The organism is Streptomyces sp. AC550_RSS872 (assembly GCF_019049285.1).
GTDB lineage: Bacteria > Actinomycetota > Actinomycetes > Streptomycetales > Streptomycetaceae > Streptomyces.
This window is the reverse complement of the sequence record NZ_JAGMUL010000026.1, coordinates 213,015-228,253: the sequence shown is the minus strand read 5'-3', so window position 1 is coordinate 228,253 and position 15,239 is coordinate 213,015. Positions and strand designations below refer to the sequence as shown.

The 15,239-nt window shown below is 69.9% G+C and carries 12 protein-coding genes; 7 read left to right on the top strand and 5 right to left on the bottom strand.

What is annotated here, in order from left to right:
* Positions 1-58 precede the first annotated feature (58 nt).
* Together ddaH and KUM44_RS12700 are read left to right on the top strand one after the other, a co-directional pair.
* A complete protein-coding gene (gene ddaH / locus KUM44_RS12705; RefSeq protein WP_217207930.1) occupies positions 59-835 on the top strand; it encodes a dimethylargininase in 777 nt (258 codons plus the stop codon).
* 219 nt (positions 836-1,054) lie between these two features.
* On the top strand, positions 1,055-2,029 hold the full coding sequence (locus KUM44_RS12700; RefSeq protein WP_217207929.1) for an acyl-ACP desaturase: 975 nt from the start codon (positions 1,055-1,057) through the stop codon (positions 2,027-2,029).
* 50 nt (positions 2,030-2,079) lie between these two features.
* Here KUM44_RS12700 and KUM44_RS12695 read toward each other — a convergent pair whose 3' ends face one another.
* Positions 2,080-2,334 carry a WhiB family transcriptional regulator gene (locus tag KUM44_RS12695; protein ID WP_217207928.1) on the bottom strand — a complete coding sequence of 85 codons (255 nt, stop codon included), beginning with the start codon at positions 2,332-2,334 and terminating at the stop codon, positions 2,080-2,082.
* 285 nt (positions 2,335-2,619) lie between these two features.
* Between KUM44_RS12695 and KUM44_RS12690 the strand changes: the two genes are divergently transcribed.
* Positions 2,620-3,411 carry a VOC family protein gene (locus KUM44_RS12690; RefSeq protein WP_217208141.1) on the top strand — a complete coding sequence of 264 codons (792 nt, stop codon included), beginning with the start codon at positions 2,620-2,622 and terminating at the stop codon, positions 3,409-3,411.
* A gap of 50 nt (positions 3,412-3,461) precedes the next feature.
* Here the strand turns inward: KUM44_RS12690 and KUM44_RS12685 are convergent, their stop codons facing one another.
* Positions 3,462-4,511: a LacI family DNA-binding transcriptional regulator gene (locus KUM44_RS12685; RefSeq protein WP_217207927.1), complete on the bottom strand. Its 1,050-nt coding sequence runs from the start codon at positions 4,509-4,511 to the stop codon at positions 3,462-3,464.
* 152 nt (positions 4,512-4,663) lie between these two features.
* Positions 4,664-5,665, bottom strand: coding sequence for a multicopper oxidase domain-containing protein (locus tag KUM44_RS12680; protein ID WP_217207926.1), 1,002 nt, complete (start codon positions 5,663-5,665; stop codon positions 4,664-4,666).
* Between the two features lie 178 nt (positions 5,666-5,843).
* Here KUM44_RS12680 and KUM44_RS12675 point away from each other — a divergent pair, with 178 nt between their 5' ends.
* Entirely contained in the window at positions 5,844-8,321 is a 2,478-nt protein-coding gene (locus KUM44_RS12675) for a ThuA domain-containing protein (RefSeq protein WP_217207925.1), read from the top strand.
* Positions 8,322-8,335: 14 nt separating this feature from the next.
* A complete protein-coding gene (locus tag KUM44_RS12670) occupies positions 8,336-10,522 on the top strand; it encodes an OmpL47-type beta-barrel domain-containing protein (RefSeq protein ID WP_217208140.1) in 2,187 nt (728 codons plus the stop codon).
* Here KUM44_RS12670 and ligD read toward each other — a convergent pair.
* Complete coding sequence (ligD, locus tag KUM44_RS12665) at positions 10,509-11,606, bottom strand: non-homologous end-joining DNA ligase (RefSeq protein ID WP_217207924.1); 1,098 nt, start codon at positions 11,604-11,606, stop codon at positions 10,509-10,511. The genes KUM44_RS12670 and ligD overlap by 14 nt on opposite strands.
* A gap of 74 nt (positions 11,607-11,680) precedes the next feature.
* Here ligD and KUM44_RS12660 point away from each other — a divergent pair, with 74 nt between their 5' ends.
* Positions 11,681-12,751: an ATP-dependent DNA ligase gene (locus tag KUM44_RS12660; protein ID WP_217207923.1), complete on the top strand. Its 1,071-nt coding sequence runs from the start codon at positions 11,681-11,683 to the stop codon at positions 12,749-12,751.
* A gap of 66 nt (positions 12,752-12,817) precedes the next feature.
* On the opposite strand, the gene KUM44_RS12655 is transcribed toward KUM44_RS12660, so the two are convergent.
* The gene (locus KUM44_RS12655) at positions 12,818-14,008 is read right to left on the bottom strand and encodes a zinc-dependent alcohol dehydrogenase (protein ID WP_217207922.1); all 1,191 of its coding nucleotides are present in this window, start codon (positions 14,006-14,008) and stop codon (positions 12,818-12,820) included.
* Between the two features lie 250 nt (positions 14,009-14,258).
* On the opposite strand from KUM44_RS12655, the gene KUM44_RS12650 reads away from it, so the two are divergent.
* Positions 14,259-15,218: a DUF3048 domain-containing protein gene (locus KUM44_RS12650; protein ID WP_217208139.1), complete on the top strand. Its 960-nt coding sequence runs from the start codon at positions 14,259-14,261 to the stop codon at positions 15,216-15,218.
* The last annotated feature ends 21 nt before the right edge of the window (positions 15,219-15,239 follow it).

Sequence of the window (15,239 nt, the reverse complement as noted above, 5' to 3'; positions counted from 1 at the left end):
CGGGTCGGTGCCCCATGCATCATGGCGCCGACACCTGCCACCGATCCGGAGATCCCTCGTGCCCAGCAAGAAGGCCCTCGTCCGTCGCCCCAGCCCGCGCCTCGCCGAAGGGCTGGTGACGCACATCGACCGGGAGAAGGTCGACGTCGACCTGGCGGTCGAGCAGTGGGAGGGGTACGTGGAGGCCCTGCGGGGGCACGGCTGGGAGACGATCGAGGTGGACCCGGCCGACGACTGCCCGGACTCGGTGTTCGTCGAGGACACGGTCGTCATGTACAGGAACGTCGCGCTGATCACCCGGCCCGGCGCCGAGTCCCGGCGCGAGGAGACCCTCGGCGTCGAGGAGGCCGTCGCCTCGCTCGGCTGCTCGGTGAACTGGATCTGGGAGCCGGGCACGCTGGACGGCGGTGACGTGCTCAAGGTCGGCGACACGATCTACGTCGGCCGGGGCGGCCGTACCAACGCGGCCGGCGTCCAGCAGGTGCGGGCCGCCTTCGAACCGCTGGGGGCGCGGGTCGTCGCCGTGCCGGTGAGCAAGGTGCTGCATCTGAAGTCGGCGATCACGGCGCTGCCCGACGGAACGATTCTCGGCCGTATCCCGCAGCTGGACGCCCCGTCGCTGTTCCCGCGCTTCCTGCCGGTGCCGGAGGAGTCCGGGGCGCATGTGGTGCTGCTCGGCGGCGGCAAGCTGCTCATGGCCGCGAGCGCGCCGAAGACGGCGGAGCTGCTCGCGGACCTGGGTCATGAACCGGTGCCGGTCGACATCAGCGAGTTCGAGAAGCTCGAGGGATGTGTGACATGTCTCTCGGTCCGGATGCGTGATCTGTACGCCTGACGCCCGGAGCGGAACACTCTTTCAACCCCGGGACCTGCGGGTCCTGGGGCTTTTCGTGTACCCGTGGAGTCGGGGCAGAAGGGCCGCTGATCAGGGGTCTTTACATCACTCTTAACCTACGGCTTCGTAACCTACGGATTCGTAGCCTACGATCCCGTAGGTTCCCGGCAACCGCTCGCCGGTCACCTGCCCCTGTGTTGTGCGTCCCCTGGAGTTCCCGTGACGATCGCTTCCCCTCACCTCGGCAGCCCTGCCGTCTGGACCGACGCCCGGCTGTTGTACGCATTGGAGGAAGTGGTCGAGCAGGAGCTCAACCGGCATCTGAAGGTCGCCAAGGACTGGATGCCGCACGAGTACGTGCCGTGGACGGACGGCCGTAACTTCCCCGGCCTCTTCGAGGACGGCGAGGCCTGGGACAAGGAGCAGTCCAAGGTCACCGAGATCGGCCGGATCGCGCTGGTGGTGAACCTGCTGACCGAGGACAACCTCCCCAGCTACCACCACGAGATCGCCTCGCTCTTCGGCCGTGACGGCGCCTGGGGCACCTGGGTGCACCGCTGGACGGCCGAGGAGGGCCGGCACGGCATCGTGATGCGCGACTACCTGCTCACCTCGCGCGCGGTCGACCCGGACAAGCTGGAGCAGTTCCGCATGTCCCACATGAGCGAGGGCTTCGAGTCGGACAACCGGCACTCGATGCTGCACTCCGTCGCCTACGTCGCCTTCCAGGAGCTCGCGACCCGCATCTCGCACCGCAACACCGGCCACCAGTCCGGTGACCCGATCTGCGACCGCATGCTGGCGCGCATCGCGACCGACGAGAACCTGCACATGGTCTTCTACCGCAACCTGCTGAAGGCCGCCTTCGAGCTCGCGCCGGACCTCACGATGCAGGCCGTGCGCGACGTGGTCGTCAACTTCCGCATGCCCGGCCACGGCATCCCCGGCTTCGAGCGCGCCGCCGCCCAGATGGCCATCGGCGAGGTCTACAACATGCGCATCCACCACGACGACGTCCTCCAGCCCGTCCTCCGCCATCTGAAGGTCATGGAGATCGACGGCCTCGGCCCCGAGGGCCAGAAGGCCCAGGAGGAACTGGGCCTGTTCATGGGCGGCCTCGACGCGGAAGCCCTGAAGTTCGACGAGAAGCTGGCGGCCCGGAAGGCCCGGATGGCGGCTCGCGCCGGGGGCTGACGTTCGAGGGCGGGGGTCCCCACCCGCCCGCACCCGGGCAACGACCCGGGTCAATGTGACGTACGCCTGAGCTCCAGCCGCTCCTTCTCCGACAGGCCACCCCACACGCCGAACCGTTCGTCGTTGTCGAGGGCGTACTCCAGGCAGGCGGAGCGGATCGGGCACATGCCGCAGATCCGCTTCGCTTCCCGCACGGAACTGCCCGGCTCGGGGAAGAAGAAGTCCGCGCCGGTCTGTGCGCACAACGCATCCTGCTGCCAGTCCGTCTCGGGCGAGGTGACCGTTGTGATCGAGTCGATGTGCATGCGCAGAATCGTGCCGGTCGGCGAAAAACGTTCGATCAACGCGGGATCAACGCGCGCCGCAGGGCCTCCGGCCGAGTCGATGGTCCCCCTCCGCACGGGTGCCGCGCACGGCGGCGCGCGGAAGCAGTTGAAAGCGAGCAGCTCCCCGACGGTCACCCCCGGTGATCACCGTCTCCGCTCAGCCGACGGCGGCACTCCGGCAGCGGTTGTCAGTGGGCGGTGCAAGACTCGGCAGAGCAGACACCGGCAGAGCTGACAAGGGGACCCCTTCCGAGGAGGGCGATGATGCTCACCACTCGCTATGTCACCGGCGCGCCGAACTGGATCGACGTCGGCACACCCGACATCGAGGGCGCCAGTTCCTTCTACGGCGGCCTGTTCGGCTGGCGGTTCCAGCCGGGCGGGCCCGAGACCGGCGGTTACGGCCTCTTCCAGCTCGACGGCAGGACGGTGGCCGGCGGGATGCAGACCACCGAGGAGCAGGGGCCGCCGTCCTGGACGGTGTATTTCCAGACGCCGGACGCGGACGCCACCGCGAAGGCGGCCGAGCAGGCGCACGGCTCGGTGCTGGTGCAGCCGATGGACGTGATGGACATGGGCCGTATGGCCATCCTGGCCGACAAGGCGGGCGTCGGCTTCGGGCTCTGGCAGCCGGGCACCAACAAGGGTCTCGACGTCGTCCAGGAGACCGGCTCGCTGTGCTGGCTGGAGCTGTACACCACGGACGTGCCGGCCGCGGCCGGCTTCTACCACGCGACGCTCGGCCTGGAGACCTTCGCCCTCGACTTCTACGGCGGCACCTACACGACGTTCAGCCCGGCCGCGGCCGGGGAGGACGCCATGTTCGGCGGCGTCGTGGACAAGGCCGACGACCCGGCGGAGGCGGAGGGCCCGGCGTACTGGCTGCCGTACTTCGAGGTCACCGACACGGACGCGACGGCCGCCAAGGCGGAGGAGCTGGGCGGCACGGTCCGGATGCCTCCGACGGACCTGCCGGACGTAGGCCGTATCGCCAAGCTCACCGACCCGTACGGCGCACGCTTCGCGGTGATCAAGAGCGCTCCGGCACCGAGCTGAGCCCCGCGGCCGGGACGACGCCCCATCGCCCCATCGCCCCGCCACACCGGCTAGGCGGATGCGCGTCGGACCAGTGTGGTCGGCAGGACGACACTCGACGGCGCGCCTCCCACCTGCTCTCCGGAACGGCGGTCGACGGTACGGCGGTCGACGCCGCGCAGCAGCAGCCGGGCCATCAACCTGCCCATTTCCTCGATGTCCTGGCGGACCGTCGTGAGGGCGGGGTCGGTCTGTTCCGCCACGGGCAGCATGTCGTCGAACCCGACCACCGCGACGTCGTCCGGCACCCGCCGCCCCGCCGCACGCAGCACCCGTAGCGCCCCGGCCGCGGTGAGGTCGTTGGCAGCGAAGACGGCGTCCAGGTCAGGGCAGCGTGCGAGAAGTTCGCGCATGGCCCGTTCACCGCCGGTCGGGGTGAAGTCGCCCTCGACGATCAGCTGCGGATCGGCGTCGACCATGACATCCCGGTATCCGTCGAGCCGGTCCACCGCCGACGTCTGGTCCAGGGCACCGGTGATGTGCGCGATGCGGCTGCGGCCGAGGCCGGCGAGGTGCCGTACGGCGTCCCGGGCGCCGCCGCGGTTGTCGCTGTCGACGTAGACGACGCCCCGATGGTCGCCGGACCAGCCGGGCCGTCCGCCGAAGACGGTGGGGACCCCGGCACGCCGGATGAGTCCGGGCAGCGGGTCGTCGAGGTGCAGGGAGAAGACGAGGGCCCCGTCGACATGGCCGCCGGCGAGGTAGCGGCCGACGCGGGCGTGGTCGTCGCGGCCTTCCGTGAGGAGCAGCACGAGCTGGTTGTCGTGGGCCGTCAACTCCTTGCTGATGCCGCGGAGTTGCAGGGCGAAGAAGGGGTCGGCGAAGACGCGGGTCTCCGGTTCGGCGACCACGACGGCGATGGCGTCGTGCCGCCGGGTCACCAGGCTGCGGGCGGCCTGGTTGGGCACGTACCCGAGTTCCTCCACCGCCTTGCGGACCCGCTCCACGAGGGGTTCGCGCACCCCGTCCCCGCCGTTGACGACCCGGGACACGGTGGCCCGCGAGACCCCGGCCCGGGCGGCCACGGCCTCCAGGGTGGGACGCGGGGCGGTTTCGGTCACTGCGCGGCTCCTCGTCGGCGACTGCCGATCAGGATAGCCGTGGCGGGAGGACGAGGTGAGAGCGCTCTCGGATACCCGGAAGCGCCCGCGAGGTCACATCGGCGGATCCATCCGCCGACGGCTCGGAACAACCGTCACCCGGCCATGATCCGTCAGTGCGCGTGTCCTGCCCCCGACGCCGCCTCATGACCGTGCTCATGCGGCTCGTACCCCGGAATCGTCCCGTCCGTCTTCTTCACCAGGAACAACCCCACCATCCCCATGTCCGAGTGGCTCTGGACGTGGCAGTGGTACATCCACGCGCCCGCCCCGACCCCCTCCCCCGCGATCACCTGGAAGCCGAAGGAGTCAGCCGGGCCCACGATCTTGTTGTCGACGACCTGGCTGGGGTCGTCGGGGCCGGTGAGCATGCCGGTGCGGTTGTCGGCCCAGCGGTGACCGTGCATATGGAAGGTGTGGTAGTACTCGCCGTGCGCGATCATCACGAACTCGACCCGATCGCCCACCGTGGCCTCGAAGTTGGGCCCGGAGTGGGCGGGCTTGTTGTTGATCAGCATGTCGTTGAAGACGATGGTGTGGGTCGCGTCCGGGAGGATGTCGCCCTTGCGCCGGACGACCACCGGGCCGTAGAGGCCCTTGCGGATGCCGCCCGTGCCGTGCTCGGTGCCGACCACATGGTCGTGGTAGTGCCAGTAACCGGCGCTGCCCGCCCGCCAGGTGCCGTCCTTGCGGCGGCCGGGAGCGTGGGTGCGCCAGGTGTAGGTGCGGGTGCCGCCGGGCTCGACATCGCTCTTGTTGAGCTTGGTGCCGTCGCTGGTGATCTCGTAGTCGAGGCCGTGGACGTGCAGGCTGACCGGTACGTCCATGGTGTTCTCGAACTCGATGTGCACGGTGTCGCCCTCGTTGAGCTCGATCAGCGGGCCCGGGATCGTCGCCTTGCCCTTCTCGAAGCCGTAGCCCATCTGCCCGTCGGCGAGCTTCTCGGCGTACAGCTTGAGGTGCCGGACCTCGCCGCCGGCCGGGGCGGTCCGCGCCGAGGTGTCGGCGCTCACGGCCTCGGGTACGGACGCCAGGGACAACGATGTCGCGACGGTCGCACCACCCAGCAGCATGCGTCTGTTGAAGGCACGCCTGTTGACGTTGCGTCTGTTCATGCCGAACTCCCAGCGGCGGTACGGAAATTACGGGGATGAACCGCTGAGACGGTACCGGTCGACCTCTCGTTTATCCACACTCAGGACAAAGTTGCTCCCAGAACGGCCATAGGTATTGGCGGGTCGTTCAAAGGGGTCTAGCTTCCTTGTCGCTGTTGCTGTGACCGTGGAGGTGCCCATGCACTTACGAGGGTTGAGCACGAGAAGACAGACCTGGGTGGCCACTGTGACCGCCGGATTCGTCGCCGCCGGGCTGATGTCCGCCCCGGCCGCCGACGCACGCCCGGCCCCGGAGCCACCCCTGACAACGATGTCCGTGAAGTCGCCACCGGGCGGCGCGCAAGTACGCGTGCTCATCTTCTACGGGTCCGCGGCCGCCGGCGACGAGTCGCCGCTGGTGAACGCCGGTATCGGGGCGATCGAGAGGATCGGCCTGTCGGGTCCGGCCGACCGGCGTTTCAAGGTAGAGGCCACCGACGACGCCTCGGTGTTCACCGATGGGACCAAGCTGGGCCGGTTCAACTCCATCGTCTTCCTCACCGGGGGCGGCGACGTCCTCGACCCCGAGCAGGAGGCGGGCCTGGAGGCCTATATGGAGGCGGGCGGCGGTTTCGTCGGCGTCCATGACGCGGCCCGCGCGGAGCCGTACTCGGACTGGTTCACCGGTCTCGTCGGCGCCCGCCCGGCCGCCGGGAGCCCGACGGCCGTACAGCGGGCCGTCGTCGAGGTCGGCGACCGCCGGCACCCGGCCACCAAGGAACTGCCGGTTCAGTGGAAACGGCCCGACAAGTGGCTGAACTGGACCAGGAACCCGTCGGGCGAGGTGCACACCGTCGCCCGGGTCCGGGAGTCGACCTACCAGCCGGGTACGGGCGCGGGCGGCTGGGACCACCCGGTGAGCTGGTGCCGTGACTACGACGGCGGCCGCTCCTTCTACACCGGCATGGGGGGCACGGTGTCGTCGTACGACGAGACCGACTTCCGTGCGCATCTGCGCGGCGCCCTGCTGTGGACCACCCGGCTCTCGCAGGCCGACTGCAAGGCCACGATCAACGGCAACTACAAGGCCGAGCGCCTGACCCAGCCCAACCAGCCGGGTCAGAACGACCAGATCGGTGAGCCGCACGGCTTGGTGACGGCACCCGACGGCCGGGTGCTCTACATCGGCCGGGGCGGCGCCGACTCCTCCCAGCCGGTGGTCACCGACTGGAACAACCCGGACATCGGCAAGGGCAAGGGCGAGATCCACGTCTACGACCCGAAGACCAAGAAGGTCACCCTGGCCGGGGCGTTGACGGTGTTCGGCAACAAGGGCGGCGGCGGCGAGCTGATCAAGGTCGAGGAGGGGCTCCTCGGCATCGAGCTCGACCCGCGCTTCGAGGACAACGGCTGGGTGTATCTGCACTACACCCCGCACGCGCAGCTCGACCGCGACACGCGGATGGCCGAGCGGCGCGTCTCCCGCTTCACCCTCGACCCCGCCACCGACAAGCTGGACCTGGGCAGTGAGAAGGTGCTGCTCAAGTGGCCGGTGCAGGTGCACAGTTGCTGCCACGCCGGTGGCGGGATGGCCTGGGACTCCAAGGGCAATCTGTACATCGCGACCGGCGACAACAACTCCAGCGGCTTCAGCGGCGGTTACTCGGGCAACAACCCCGAGCCCCACTACAAGGGCGTGTCCTTCGCCGACGCGCGCCGCACCGCCGGCAACACCAACAACCTCAACGGCAAGATCCTGCGCATCCACCCGGAACCGGACGGCACGTACACGCTGCCGGAGGGCAACCTCTTCACCGGCAGGGAGACCGACGAGGGCGGCGGCAAGACACGCGGCGAGATCTATGTGATGGGCGTCAGGAACCCGGCGCGCATCTCCGTCGACCAGCAGACCGACGTCCTGTACGCGGGCTGGGTCGGCCCGGACGCCCCGGCGCCCTCCACCACCTGGGGCCCGGCGAAGTACGACACGTTCGCCGTCATCACCAAGGCGAGCAACCGGGGCTGGCCGTACTGCATGGGCAACAAGCAGCCCTACCGGGACCGCAACCTTCCCGATCCGAGCAAGCCGCTGGGCTGGTACGACTGCGACCACCCGAAGAACGAGTCGCCGAACAACGACGGCCTCGTCAACCTTCCGCCGGTCACCGGCAACAACATCTGGTACTCCCCGCAGGGCGGCGCCCCGGACTTCCCGCGCGATGCGAACGGCGTGCCGTCGTACCAGCAGGAGGAGGCCACCTACGGGCTGCCGTGGCTCAAGGGCGGCGGCCAGGCCGCGATGAACGGGCCGGTCTACCGGTACGACGCGGCGAGCACGAGCGGCGCCAAGTGGCCGGCGTACTGGGACGGCAAGTGGTTCGTCGGTGACTTCTACGACGCCGACCAGCCGCGCAACGCGGTGATCACCGACCCGAAGACCCACGGTGACGGCGGTCTGCCGGTCCACTCGGAGTCGCTCAAGAAGATCGTCCCGGTCGGCAACGACGGCATCAAGAACCTCATGGACTGGAAGTTCGGTCCGGACGGCGCGCTGTACGTGCTCGACTACGGCCGCGGCTTCTTCACCTCGGACGCCAAGTCGGCGCTGTGGAGGGTGACTTACACGGGCGGCGGGCCCACTCCGGCCGCCGATCAGCTGGCCAGGGGGGCGCAGTGACACGAGAACGAAGAATGTGGGCGGCCCTGCTGGCCGCACTGCTCGTGGTACTCGGTCTGCATGCCCTGCCCGCGACCGGACAGCCACAGGCACGGGAATCCGCCGCCGCACAGGTCCTCACCTGGACCGCCGGTGACGACATCACGAAGTACACCTCGGCGCCCGCGACCGCGGTGGCGGGCACAACGACGATCGTCTTCGAGAACAGCACGGCGACCGGCAACACCACCGGGATGCCGCACACGCTGACGTTCGACACGTCCGATCCCGAGTACAACAACGACGTCCAGCTGAACATCCTCGCCAACCCGAGCGACGACCAGGGCGGCCGCCACACGGCCGAGGTCACGCTCACCCCGGGCCGCTACCGCTACTACTGCACGATCCCCGGCCACGGGCAGATGCAGGGCATCCTGGTGGTGACCGAGGGCAGCGGCGAGGACACGACGGCGCCCGAGGCCTCGGCCCACGTCAGCGGGACGCAGAACACGCAGGGCCAGTACGTCGGTTCGGCGAGTGTGGCGATCCACGCCACCGACGAGGAGGGCGGCTCCGGGGTCGACCGCGTCGAGTACGCCGTCGGGGACACCGGCGCCTGGCAGCCGTACACCACCCCGGTCGTCGTCGGTCAGGTCGGCGACCACAAGATCCGCTACCGCGCCCTCGACAAGGCGGGGAACGTCTCGGCGGAGAAGAGCGTCGAGTTCACGGTGGTGGCACCGCAGTCCGACGACACGACCCCGCCGGAGACATCGGCGGGCGTCGGCGGAGAGCAGAATCCCGACGGGACGTACATCGGCATGGCGACCGTCACCGTCTCCGCGTCGGACACCGGTTCCGGCGTCAACACCATCGAGTACGCGATCGGTACCGGTGCCTGGCAGCCGTACACCGCGCCCGTGATGGTGCACGAGGTCGGCAGTCATACGGTGCGCTACCGGGCCACCGACAAGGCGGGGAACGTCGCGGCCGAGAAGAGCGTGCAGTTCACGGTCGTGGCGGCGCCGCAGCCGGACACGACCGCGCCGGTGACCGGTGTGAGTGTCGAGGGCACGAAGAACTCCGACGGGGCGTATGTCGGCAACGCCAAGGTGACCGTCACGGCGACCGACGAGCACCACGGCTCGGGCGTCGACCGGATCGAGTACTCCCTCGACGGCGGCCCGTATCTGGCGTACGGCGCCCCGGTGGTCGTCGACCGCGCGGGCACGCACACGCTCGCCTACCGGGCCACCGACAAGGCGGGCAACACCTCCGCGGCCCGCACGGTGACCTTCACCGTCGTGTCCAGTCAGGTACCGCCGCCGAACTGCCCGGAGTTCGACGAGCGGTTGACGGTGATCGTCGGCACGGTCGACTCGGGCGTCCCGAACCGGCTCACCAACAGCCGGTGCCGGATCAACGAGCTGATCGAGGACGAGAAGCAGTGGACGTCCCAGGCGCTGTTCCTCAAGCACGTGAAGACGGTCCTGGACCAGCTCCTGAAGGACGGGGTCGTCGACCGGCGCGAGTACGACGCCGTCCGCAAGGCCGCCCGTCAGTCCGGGATCGGCAAGCCCGGGCAGACCGAGGGCTACCGCACAATCCTCGACGGCAGCGCGGCGTCGTTCGCCAAGTGGCAGCAGGTGGGCGGTGGTTCGTTCGCGCCGAACGGCGACGGCTCGATCACGTCCGGGACGACGAAGGCCGGCCTCGGCATGCTGTGGTTCCCCGAGCGCAAGTACGGTGACTTCTCGCTCAAGCTCCAGTGGCGTGACGACGCCCCGGGCACGGGAAACGCCAACTCCGGCGTGTTCGTCCGGTTCCCGTGGGTCCACGACCACCCCGAGGAGTCGCGGCCCGAGTGGGTCGCCATCAAATACGGGCACGAGGTGCAGGTGCTCGACCGTCCCGACGGAGACATGTACAAGACGGGGTCGGTCTACGGCTTCGACCGCGTGGGGCTCGCCGGTGCCGGCGTTACCCAGAAGGGCACCTGGAACGACTACGAGATCCGGGTGGTCGACCAGCACTACTCGGTCTACCGCAACGGCGTGCTGATCAACGAGTTCGACAACACCGGCGGCCAGGAGTTCGTCCCGCCCCGCTCGGACGACCCGGGTACGGACGGGCGGAGGTTCGCCTCCGGTTACATCGGACTCCAGGTGCACGGCACGACGGATGTGGTGTCCTACCGGGACATCCGGATCAAGGAGTTGTAGGTTCCGGGGGAGGCGCCTCCGACGGGGGCGCCTCCTTCTTCGCAACCGCCTTCTTCGCAACCGCCTTCTTCGGCGCCGCCTTCTTCGCCCTGCTCGGCTGCACCCGCTTCGGCTCCCCCGGCATCTTCGGGTACTCCGGCGGGTACGGCAGATCGCCGAGTCCGTGGTCGCGTTCGTCCTTGTTCGCCAGCTCCAGCAGCGCGTCCAGCGAGAAGCGGTGCTCGTCCATGTCGGCGTGCACGTCGCCGAGTTCGGCGAAACGCGCGGGCATGGTCGCGATGTCGAAGTCCTGGGGGTGGGCCACGCCGACCTCGTCCCAGCGCAGGGGTGCGGAGACGGGGGCGTGCGGGCGGGGCCGTACGGAATAGGCGGAGGCGATCGTGCGGTCACGGGCCGTCTGGTTGTAGTCGATGAAGATGCGCTCGCCCCGCTCCTCCTTCCACCACTTGATCGTCACGTGCTCCGGCATCCGGCGTTCCATCTCCCGGCCGACCGCGATGGCGGCGCGGCGGACCTGGGTGAAGGTCCAGCGCGGCTCGATGGGCACGAAGACGTGCAGGCCGCGTCCGCCGGAGGTCTTGGGCCAGCCGCGCAGGCCGCCGAACTCGTCGAGGACGGCGCGCAGTTCATGGGCGGCGCGGACGGCGTCGTCGAAGTCGGTGCCGGGCTGGGGGTCGAGGTCGATGCGCAGTTCGTCCGGGCTGTCGACGTCGTCGCGGCGGACCGGCCAGGGGTGGAACGTGAGGGTGCCGTACTGGGCGGCCCACAGGACGGCGGCCTCCTCGGTGGGGCACATCTCGTCGGCGCTGCGGCCGCTGGGGAAGGTGATGTGGGCGGTGGGGATCCAGCCGGGCATGCTCTTGGGCGCCCGCTTCTGGTAGAACCACTCGCCGGTCACGCCGTCCGGGTAGCGCTCCAGGGTGGTGGGGCGGTTGCGCAGGGCGCGCAGGATGCCGGGGCCGACGGCGATGTAGTAGCGGGCGAGGTCCAGCTTGGTGTATCCGCGCTCGGGGAAGAAGACCTTGCCCGGGTTGGACAGGCGCACGGTGCGGCCGCCCGCCTGAAGTTCCACCGCTTCGCCCATGCGAGCCACGGTAGGCGCCCGCCGCACACCTCGCACACCGGGCGTCAGCGACCGGATGCGCGCAGAATCGGACCATGGACCTTCCGGTGATGCCGCCCGTGAAGCCGATGCTCGCCAAGTCGGTGGCGAAGATCCCGCCGGGCATGCAGTACGAGGCCAAGTGGGACGGCTTCCGGGCGATCGTGTTCCGCGACGGGGACGAGGTCGAGCTCGGCAGCCGTACCGGAAAGCCGTTGACCAGGTACTTTCCTGAGCTGGTGGCGGGGCTGAAGGAGCGGTTGCCGCAGCGGTGCGTGCTGGACGGGGAGATCGTGATCGCGCGGGAGGGGCGGCTGGACTTCGACGCGCTCACCGAGCGCATTCACCCGGCCGACTCCCGGGTGCGGATGCTCGCCGAGCGGACCCCGGCGTCGTTCGTGGCCTTCGACCTGCTGGCGCTGGCGGACGAGTCGCTGCTGGAGGTCCCGCTGGCGGATCGGCGGGCGCGGCTCATGATGGCCCTGTCGGGGGTGACGGCGCCGGTGCATGTGGCGCCGGCGACGACCGACGTCGACACGGCTCAGGGGTGGTTCGAGCAGTACGAGGGGGCCGGCCTGGACGGTGTGATCGCCAAGCCGCTCACCTTGGGCTACCTCCAGGACGCGCGCGCCATGTTCAAGATCAAGCACGAGCGGACGGCGGACGTCGTCGTCGCCGGTTACCGGCTCCACAAGAGCGGTCCGGTCGTGGGCTCGCTGCTGCTCGGTCTCCACGACGACCGGGGCGCGCTCCAGCATGTGGGGGTGTCAGCCGCGTTCTCGATGAAGCGGCGCGCCGAGCTGATCGAGGAGCTGGAGCCACTGCGTATGGAGGACGTCGCGGGACACCCGTGGGCTGCCTGGGCCGAGGAGGCGGCGCACGAGTCGGCGCGGCTGCCGGGGGCGCCGAGCCGCTGGTCGGGCAAGAAGGATCTGTCCTGGGTGCCGCTCAGACCGGAGCGGGTGGCCGAGGTGGCGTACGACCACATGGAGAACGGCGTGCGCTTCCGGCACACGGCCCGCTTCCGCCGCTGGCGCCCGGACCGCACCCCCGAGAGCTGCACGTACGCGCAGTTGGAGGAGCCCGTCCGCTACGACCTGGCGGAGATCTTCGCGCCGCAGGCCTGACGGGACGGGACCTGACGGGAGCCGTCGTCCGCCAGGGCCCGGCCGCGACCGGGAGCGCGGCGGGAGTCAGGGCTTCATCAGCACCTTGACCGCGCCTTCCTGCTTGCGCTGGAACATCTCGTACGCGTGCGGGGCGTCGCTCAGCGGCACGCGGTGGGTGGCGAAGTCGTCGACGCCGAGGGGATCCTCGTCGGTCAGGAACGGCAGGATGTCGTCGGTCCAGCGGCGTACGTTGGCCTGCCCCATCCGCAGCTGGATCTGCTTGTCGAACAGGGTGAGCAGCGGGATCGGGTCGGCCGTGCCGCCGTACACGCCGGACAGCGAGATCGTGCCGCCGCGGCGCACCAGGTCGATGGCGGTGTACAGGGCGGCGAGCCGGTCGACGCTGAAGCGTTCGGCGAAGGGGCCGCTGATCCTGCGGGGCAGCATCGCCGAGGCCGACTGGGCGAGCCTGGCGGCGGCGCTGCCGTGGGCCTCGGTGCCGACGGCGTCGATCACGGCGTCGGGGCCACGGCCGTCCGTCACGTCGCGGATGGCGGCGACGAGTTCCTTCTCGTCGTCGAAGCTCCTCAGGTCGTACGTCTCGACGCCCCGCTCGCGCGCCCGGCGCAGCCGCTCGGGCACCAGGTCCACGCCGAACACCCGCCCGGCGCCCTGCACCTGGGCGACCCGGCAGGCCATGTCGCCGATGGGGCCGAGGCCGAGCACGGCGACGCTGCCGCCCTCCGGGACCTCGGCGTAGCGGACCGCCTGCCAGGCGGTGGGCAGGACGTCGGAGAGGTACACGAACCGGTCGTCGGACGGTCCCTCGGGGATCTTGATCGGGCCGAACTGGGCCTGCGGGACACGCAGGTACTCGGCCTGGGCGCCCGGCACCGCGCCGTACAGCCGGGTGTAGCCGAACAGGGCCGCGCCCATGCCCTCGCCGGTGACCTGGGTGGTCTCGCACTGGGTCGGCAGCCCGGTCAGGCACATCCAGCAGTCGCCGCACGCGATCTGGAAGGGCACCACGACCCGGTCGCCCGCCTGGAGGTCCGGCACCCCGGCGCCCACCTCCTCGACGATGCCCATCGGCTCGTGACCGAGGATGTCCCCCGGTGTCATGAACGGCGTCAGCACCTCGTACAAGTGCAGGTCGGAGCCGCACAGTCCGGTGGATGTGATGCGGATGACCGCGTCCGTCGGCTCCTGGATCGTCGGATCGGGCACGTTCTCCACGCGTACGTCGCGCTTGCCCTGCCAGGTCACTGCCCTCATCGCCCCGTGCTCCCTCCGTGGCGTGTGCGTCCGCTGATGCGGTGGGCGCCGGGTACCCCTGCGCCACGGCGCCGAACCGCGGGGACAGTCGTGTGGGCCGATCGGCGGATTTGTGGGGCTGATCGCAACCGATCGGGTATGGCCATCTATGAACAGATAAGCGCACAATTGATGACACGGACTGGGTGGGTGGCGACGGGTGGCGACGGTGGGCAGGCAACGAGGCGCGCGCACGAGACGCGCCACGACCATGGCGGGGCTGCTGGCCGCCGCACTGACAGCCTCCCTGGCGGCGGGCTGTACGACATCCGGCGGACAGCGCGACGACGGGCGCGGCACCACGCACGTGCCGTCGTCGCACGAGGACGCCAGCGGGCGCGAGAGCCTGGCGAACAGCTCCTCGGTGCTCGCCGTGAAGATCGACAACGCGCGTGCCGCCCGGCCCCACACGGGTCTGAACGCCGCGGACGTCGTGTACGTCGAGCAGGTCGAGGGCGGACTGAGCCGACTGATGGCGGTGTACGCGACGAAGCTGCCGAAGGCCGTCGGGCCGGTGCGCAGCGCACGCGAGAGCGACCTGGAGCTGCTGCGCCAGTTCAACCGGCCGACGCTCGCCTTCTCGGGAGCGCAGGGCAAGCTCCTGCCCCTGATCGACAACGCCCCGTTGCAGGCGGTGCCGCCCGGCAAGGCGGCCGACGCCTACTTCCGCATCCGGAACAGGCCCTCGCCGCACAACCTCTATCTACGGCCCCATCGGCTGCTGGGCTCCGCCCCCGGCGCCGACGCCCTGACGACCGGCTTCCGCTACGGCGCCGCCCCGGCCGGCGGCAAGGCCACGACCTCGCAGACGGTGCGCTACGACTTGGCCCGCTACACCTTCACCTGGTCAAGGAGCCAGAAGCGCTGGCTCGTCACCATGGACGGCACGGCCGCCATGACGACGGACGGCAAGCGGGTCGGGGCCGGGACGGTCGTCGTGCAGTACGTGAAGGTACGCAAGTCCACGTTCCACGACTCCCTCGGCAAGAACACGCCGTACACCGAGACGGTGGGCTCCGGAAGGGCGCGGGTATTGCGCGACGGGCGCGCCTACGACGTCTATTGGACGCGTCCGAAGGCCACGGGCGGCACCAGGTTCACGACCGAGGACGGCAGGCGGGTGAACTTCAAGCCCGGCCAGGTGTGGGTGGTGTACGCGAAGGCGTCCTGAGGATCCGGTGACCGGAGGTTT

Coding starts and splice junctions, on each gene's coding strand:
- KUM44_RS12660 (WP_217207923.1), top strand. CDS start 11,681: ATGGACCTTCCGGTGATGCCGCCCGTGAAGCCGATGCTCGCCAAGTCG.
- KUM44_RS12670 (WP_217208140.1), top strand. CDS start 8,336: ATGTGGGCGGCCCTGCTGGCCGCACTGCTCGTGGTACTCGGTCTGCAT.
- KUM44_RS12695 (WP_217207928.1), bottom strand. CDS start 2,334: ATGCACATCGACTCGATCACAACGGTCACCTCGCCCGAGACGGACTGG.
- KUM44_RS12690 (WP_217208141.1), top strand. CDS start 2,620: ATGCTCACCACTCGCTATGTCACCGGCGCGCCGAACTGGATCGACGTC.
- KUM44_RS12675 (WP_217207925.1), top strand. CDS start 5,844: ATGCACTTACGAGGGTTGAGCACGAGAAGACAGACCTGGGTGGCCACT.
- KUM44_RS12655 (WP_217207922.1), bottom strand. CDS start 14,008: ATGAGGGCAGTGACCTGGCAGGGCAAGCGCGACGTACGCGTGGAGAAC.
- KUM44_RS12680 (WP_217207926.1), bottom strand. CDS start 5,665: ATGAACAGACGCAACGTCAACAGGCGTGCCTTCAACAGACGCATGCTG.
- ligD (WP_217207924.1), bottom strand. CDS start 11,606: ATGGGCGAAGCGGTGGAACTTCAGGCGGGCGGCCGCACCGTGCGCCTG.
- KUM44_RS12650 (WP_217208139.1), top strand. CDS start 14,259: ATGGCGGGGCTGCTGGCCGCCGCACTGACAGCCTCCCTGGCGGCGGGC.